A 406-nucleotide genomic window follows, 5' to 3' on the forward strand; every position below is an offset into this window, starting at 1 on the left:
TTTTCGTTCTGCTCATTACAGAAAAAATAACGTTCTCCACCGACCTCTGTCAGGTCGATTTCCCAGAGCACCAAGCTGGCCGACTGCTCCGCACGGGTGCATTCATTCAGTGTTTCCTGCCGGATATCCTGCATCAGTTCACCACCTGTTCAAACTCTGCGCTGAACTCAACACGCAGCATACTGACCCGCGACGACCATTTTGCGCAGGTCACCTTTATCTGCCGCCACTCATAAGGCGGCGTCCACAGAAAGGATTTCCAGCCCCCGTGCTCTTCCAGAAACGACTCCAGTACCATGGCCTCCTCACGGGGGACAGAAAGCGTCACGCTGTACGTTTTCAGGTTGGCATTCAGCCCGGCAGGCGCTCGCTGGGAATAGCCATCACCAAAGCGCACCTTTCTTAC

1 protein-coding gene and 1 pseudogene are annotated in these 406 nt (G+C 54.7%); both read right to left on the bottom strand.

Features of this window, described 5'->3' with window-relative positions:
- Positions 1-134, bottom strand: a pseudogene (locus tag H0X90_RS35470) (phage minor tail protein L); the annotation flags it as partial.
- A partial coding sequence (locus H0X90_RS35475; RefSeq protein ID WP_196438451.1) for a phage tail protein occupies positions 134-406 on the bottom strand: 273 nt, incomplete at its 5' end. The pseudogene H0X90_RS35470 and the gene H0X90_RS35475, both read right to left, overlap by 1 nt.

The sequence above is a fragment of the Burkholderia sp. 9775_39 genome (assembly GCF_015712225.1).
In the GTDB taxonomy this organism is placed as follows: domain Bacteria; phylum Pseudomonadota; class Gammaproteobacteria; order Burkholderiales; family Burkholderiaceae; genus Burkholderia; species Burkholderia cenocepacia.